Raw genomic sequence first — 5,759 nt, 5'->3', positions numbered from 1 at the left:
GGCCCGGGCCGCCCCCGCGGCGCCGGGCGCGTGGAGGGGATGGGCGGGCGGCGCGCTGTCGGCGGTGGCCGTGCGGGGCGAGCGGAGGAGCTGTTCGGCGGTGGCCCGGGCGGGGGCCAGGGAGGTGGGGGCGCGCAGCCGGACGAGGGCGGCCAGCGCCGTCTCGTCGGGGATCACGCAGGCCGCGGCGATGCCCGGCAGATGCGGGAGGCCCGGGTGGTCCTCGTCCTCGCCCGTGTCCGGAACCCACGGCAGGACCGCGACCAGGGCCAGCGGCCCGTCGGCCGCGCCGCGCAGCGCGGTGTGCAGGCCCGAACAGGCCGCGTCGCGGGTGGCCGGCGGCCCGGTGAGCAGTTCGCGCAGCAGCTCGCCCAGTTCCTCGCCCGCCCGCGCCTCGGCCGCCAGCAGGGCGCCGATCCGGGCCGTGGTCTCCATCGCCCGGACCAGCCGCGGGTCGGGAGGCGGCCCGGCGGGGCCACCGAGCTCCAGGTCGGAGAGGTGGCCGTCGTCCAGCAGCCAGACATAGCCGTGGACGACGCCGCGGTGTCGCACCGGCAGGCAGATGCGGCCCATGAAGACCCCGGCCCCCGGGTCCGGCGGGATCCGCAGCGGGGCCTGCGCCCGGGCGATCCCGAACGCCTCGAACCAGGCCCGCACCGCCGCCGTGGAGCGGCGCTGGAGGATGGAGCGGGTACGGACCGGGTCCAGCGTCGGTTCCTCCGCGTCGTCGCTGTCCTGCGCCCCGAAGGCGATCAGCGCGAAGTCGCGGTTCTCCAGGGTCGCGGGCGCGCCGAGCGTCGCGGTGATCTCGTCCACCAGCTGCTGATAGTCCTCGCGCATGGCGCCCCGGCCTCCTTCCCAGACGGTGACCTCAGCCTCTCATACAGGTGTCTGAGATCCCGGACACGGATGCGTGACAGCTGTCGATGGCCCCGATTCCGCGCGATCCTTAAGTTTCACGGTGAGTTGTTGGAGCCGTTCACCGGCCGTCATCGTGGAGGTGCCCTGTGCTGGGACCCGTGCTGCTTGCCGCTTCGCGCAGTGCTGCCATCCGTCGGATCGTCTCGGCCGCGCCGGTCACACGCCCCATGGTGGATCGATTCGTCGCCGGTGAGCGGCTGGCCGAATCCATGGCGGCGGTGCGGGGGCTCACCTCGCGCGGCCTGGAGGTCACCCTGGACCACCTGGGGGAGGACGTTACCGACCGGTCCGAGGCGCTGCGCAGCCGGGACGCCTATCTGGCGCTGACCGAGGCGCTCGCCGGGGAGGGGCTCGGGGCCCGCGCGGAGATGTCCGTGAAACTCTCCGCCTTCGGCCAGGCGCTGCCCGGCGGCCATGACCTCGCGCTCGCCAATGTGACCCCGGTCGTCGAGGCCGCCGCGGAGGCCGGCACGACGGTCACCCTCGACATGGAGGACCACACCACCGTGGACTCCACCCTCGCGATCCTCGGCGAGCTGCGCACCCGGTTCCCGCAGACCGGCGCGGTCGTCCAGTCGTATCTCTTCCGGACCGAGGACGACTGCCGCGCGCTCGCCGGGGAAGGCTCGCGGGTACGGCTGGTGAAGGGCGCGTACAACGAGCCCGCCTCGGTCGCCTACCAGGACAAGCGCGAGGTGGACCGGGCCTTCGTGCGCTGTCTGAAGATCCTGATGTCGGGCGAGGGCTACCCCATGATCGGCTCGCACGATCCGCGCATGGTCGCCATCGCCCAGGACCTGGCGCACCGCCTGGGCCGCAAAAAGGACGAGTACGAGTTCCAGATGCTGTACGGCATCCGTCCGGCCGAGCAGGAACGGCTGGTCGCGGAAGGTCACCGTATGCGGGTTTACGTCCCGTATGGGACAGACTGGTATGGGTACTTCATGCGGCGGCTCGCCGAGCGCCCCGCGAACCTCGCGTTCTTCCTGCGCTCGCTCGTCGGCCGCGGCTGACAGCCCTCGGCTCACGACCACCACGACGACCCTCACGACAAAGGAGACAACGGCCATCATGGACGCTGTGACCCAGGTCCCCGTGCCGGTGAACGAGCCGGTGCACACCTACGCCCCCGGCAGCGCCGAGCGCACCCGTCTGGAGGCCAAGCTCAAGGAGCTGGCCGACAACCCGATCGACCTGCCGATGACCATCGGCGGCGAGAAGCGCCTGGGTGGCGGGGAGCGCTTCGACGTCGTACAGCCGCACAACCACGCGGCCCGCCTCGGCACCTACGGGAACGCCACCAAGCAGGACGCCCAGGACGCGGTCGACGCGGCGCTGGCCGCCGCCCCCGCGTGGCGCGCGCTCAGCTTCGACGACCGCGCCGCGGTCATCCTCAAGGCCGCGGACCTGCTGTCCGGCCCGTGGCGCGAGACCATGGCCGCCTCCACCATGCTGGGCCAGTCGAAAACCGCGCAGCAGGCCGAGATCGACACGCCCTGTGAGCTGATCGACTTCTGGCGCTTCAACGTCCACTTCGCCCGCCAGATCCTGGCCGAGCAGCCGGTCGCCAACGCCCCGGGTGTCTGGAACCGCACCGACCACCGGCCGCTGGAGGGCTTCGTCTACGCGATCACGCCCTTCAACTTCACGGCCATCGCGGGCAACCTCCCCACCGCCCCCGCCCTGATGGGCAACACGGTCGTCTGGAAGCCCTCCCCGACCCAGACCCACGCCGCCGTGCTGCTGATGCAGCTGCTGGAGGAGGCCGGGCTGCCCAAGGGCGTGATCAACCTGGTCACGGGCGACGGCAAGGACGTCTCCGAGGTGGCGCTGACCCACCCGGACCTCGCGGGCATCCACTTCACCGGCTCGACCAAGACCTTCCAGTACCTGTGGAAGACGGTCGGCAACAACATCGAGAACTACAAGACCTACCCGCGGCTGGTCGGCGAGACCGGCGGCAAGGACTTCATCGTCGCCCACCCGTCCGCCGACCCGGCGGTGCTGAAGACCGCGGTGACCCGCGGCGCCTTCGAGTTCCAGGGCCAGAAGTGTTCCGCCGCCTCGCGCGCCTACATCCCGCGCTCCCTGTGGGAGAGCGGCTTCAAGGAGGAGCTGGCCGCGGAGGTCAACGGGCTGGCCATGGGGCCGGTCACCGACCTCGGCAACTTCATGGGCGCGGTCATCGACGAGCGGTCCTTCGCCAAGAACAAGGCGGCGATCGACCGGGCGAAGTCCGACCCGACGATCGAGATCGTCGCGGGCGGCACGTACGACGACAGCGAGGGCTACTTCGTCCGCCCGACCGTCCTCGTCTCCACCGACCCGGAGAACGAGATCTTCAAGGACGAGTACTTCGGCCCGATCATCGGTGTGTTCGTGTACGAGGACGCCGAGTACGACGCGATGCTGGAGCAGATGGAGTCGGCGTCGGCCTACGGCCTGACCGGCGGCGTCATCGCCCAGGACCGCGCCGCGGCCGCCGCCACCTGCGAGGCGCTGCGCTTCGCGGCCGGCAACTTCTACATCAACGACAAGCCCACCGGTGCCGTGGTCGGCCAGCAGCCCTTCGGCGGCGGCCGCGCGTCCGGCACCAACGACAAGGCGGGCGCGAAGCAGAACCTGATGCGCTGGACCTCCACCCGCTCCATCAAGGAGACGATGGTCCCGCCGACGGACTACCGCTACCCGCACATGGGCTGACCCGCNCCACCCGCTCCATCAAGGAGACGATGGTCCCGCCGACGGACTACCGCTACCCGCACATGGGCTGACCCGCCCGGCGCACCCGCGCCCCCCGGGCCCCGCCCCCGACCTGGCTGTGAGCCGGTCGGGGGCGGCGTGCGTGAAGAGGGGGTGAAACGGCATAAACCTGTGGACGCCCGAGGTGCGCGAATGCTAGCGTCTTGCATTCAAGTCAGCGTTATTTACCGCAGTTTACGTCGATAACCAGCCATGGTCGAGGTCGGACGGGGGTCGGCCTCGGCCATGACTCGTCTCAGATAGTAGGACGTCCGACTAATTGTGCAGACACTGACGCTCTGCTCCCTTACTTTTGTGGAAGCCGAACGTCCCGCTCCATCGAGCGACGGCGGAAGCGGCCCGGTGCAACCGCGCAGGTGATCCCTGCCGCACCCAGGCCCCCGCCCCCTTTACGGCAGCCACCTTCTCGGGGATTCCACCCGGCCGCGCGCCGGGGTTCAGCAGAGGAGACGTGAACCATGGCCGAGCAGACCATCCGCAGGGTCCGCCGCAAGAACGACGACACCGACCGGCGGAACGCCGCCGCCGCGCTCCAGCGCGCGCTCGACCGCCGCGACAACGGCGGCTCCACCGGTCACTGAGCCGCGGGACGGCCTTCCGGGCCGCTTCTCACGTCCCCCGGGGCGGGGTGATGTCGAAGCGGTCCACCCGCTCACCGGACTCCGCCAGCGCCGTGACCATCATGCGCGGGACCGGCCCCGGATCGACCTCCACCGCGAGGAACGAGAAGCCGGTGTAGCGGACCCGTGACCACTCCACGGTGTCCTTGTTCTTCTCGCCGTCCTCCGTCCAGTGGTAGCTCTCCACCTCGTCGAGGTCCTTGACGTGCCCCTCGTAGCTGTCGGGCACCGGGAACTCGTACAGGTCCGCCCCGGCGCCGCCCGCCGTGACGTACACGATCCCGTCCCGCGCGGGGTCCACGTGCTCGCCGATCGGCACCTTCTTGGCCACCTTGCCGCCGCGGATGGCGTCGGTGCGCTCGTAGACGTGGTTGTGGCCGTTGACGACCAGGTCCACGCGGTGCTTCTCGAAGATCGGCACCCAGGCGTCGCGCACCCCGCCGTCCGAGGCGTGGGAGCTGGTCGTGGAGAACGCGCAGTGGTGGAAGAAGACCACCAGGAAGTCGATGCCGGACCGCTTGCGCAGCTCTCCCAGGCGGCGGTCCAGCCAGCGGGTCTGATCGCCGCCCGTGTAGCCCTTGTTGGCGGGGATCTCGTAGCTGACGTCATTGGCGTCCAGCGCGACGACGCCCACGTTGCCGTAGGTGAAGGAGTAGACGCCGGGCGCCTTGCGGGGGTCGGGCCCGTTGTCCGGCAGGGACCAGCGGGCCAGCTGCCCGCCGTAGCCGTCGGGGGAGTACCACGCCTCCATGTCGTGGTTCCCGGTCGTCACCATCCAGGGCACGCTCGCCGCGACCGAGTCGGTCTGGGCGAGGAAGGAGTCCCAGACCCGGGCGTCGTACAGGTCGGACTTCTTGCCGTGGCCGGTGGTGTCCGCGTAGCAGATGTCCCCGGCGTGCAGATGGAACGACGGATCCTGACCCAGGATCAACTGGTCGTTGGCGAGCGCGTCATAGCTCACCCCCTGGTCGCCGAAGGCGGTGAAGACGAACTTCTCCGGTCGCTCGGGCGCCGTGCGGAACGTGCCCAGCGAGGAGAAGTGGCGCGGATCGGCGGGGTCGTAGCCCTCGTGGCCGACTCCGTAGTAGTACGTGACGCCGGGGCGCAGCCCGTCCACCGCGGCGTGCAGGTAGTACTGGTCGACCGCGGGCAGCTTGTCGCCGAGCGAGGGGGTGTGCAGATGGCGGACCTCGGCCTCGACCTTCCGGGACAGATCCGTCGGCCGAAGACCGATCCGCAGATACGGCCGCTTCACCGCGAACGGCACCTGCCAGGAGACCCGCATCTGCGTCGTCGGGTCGGCACCGAGAGCCAGGTGGCGGCCGAAGGGGGCCACCAGGGCGCCGTTCACGTTCGGCGCCTTGGTGCGGGGGGCCGCTGCGGGCGCCGGGTCGGGCTTGACGGCGGGGGCGCAGCCCGCGCCGCCCAGCGCCACCGCGGCCGCCCCGGCCGTCG

At 70.9% G+C, this 5,759-nt stretch carries 5 protein-coding genes; 3 read left to right on the top strand and 2 right to left on the bottom strand.

Annotated elements, in window-relative coordinates:
- Positions 1-840: PucR family transcriptional regulator (locus tag EEJ42_RS16530; RefSeq protein WP_246096799.1), on the bottom strand; the 840-nt coding region annotated here is incomplete at its 3' end.
- Between the two features lie 167 nt (positions 841-1,007).
- On the opposite strand from EEJ42_RS16530, the gene EEJ42_RS16525 reads away from it, so the two are divergent.
- From EEJ42_RS16525 to EEJ42_RS53850, 3 genes are all read left to right on the top strand, one after another.
- The gene (locus tag EEJ42_RS16525; protein ID WP_123100689.1) at positions 1,008-1,934 is read left to right on the top strand and encodes a proline dehydrogenase family protein; all 927 of its coding nucleotides are present in this window, start codon (positions 1,008-1,010) and stop codon (positions 1,932-1,934) included.
- A gap of 58 nt (positions 1,935-1,992) precedes the next feature.
- On the top strand, positions 1,993-3,624 hold the full coding sequence (gene pruA / locus EEJ42_RS16520; protein WP_123100688.1) for an L-glutamate gamma-semialdehyde dehydrogenase: 1,632 nt from the start codon (positions 1,993-1,995) through the stop codon (positions 3,622-3,624).
- Between the two features lie 518 nt (positions 3,625-4,142).
- Positions 4,143-4,265 (top strand): hypothetical protein, encoded by a 123-nt coding sequence (locus EEJ42_RS53850; protein WP_086015790.1) that lies wholly within the window; start codon positions 4,143-4,145, stop codon positions 4,263-4,265.
- Positions 4,266-4,293: 28 nt separating this feature from the next.
- Here the strand turns inward: EEJ42_RS53850 and EEJ42_RS16515 are convergent.
- The coding region (locus tag EEJ42_RS16515) for a purple acid phosphatase family protein (protein WP_148081979.1) at positions 4,294-5,759 on the bottom strand (1,466 nt) is incomplete at its 5' end.

The sequence above is a fragment of the Streptomyces botrytidirepellens genome, from assembly GCF_003721215.1.
Lineage (GTDB): Bacteria > Actinomycetota > Actinomycetes > Streptomycetales > Streptomycetaceae > Streptomyces > Streptomyces himastatinicus.
This window is presented reverse-complemented; position numbering and strand designations above follow the sequence as displayed.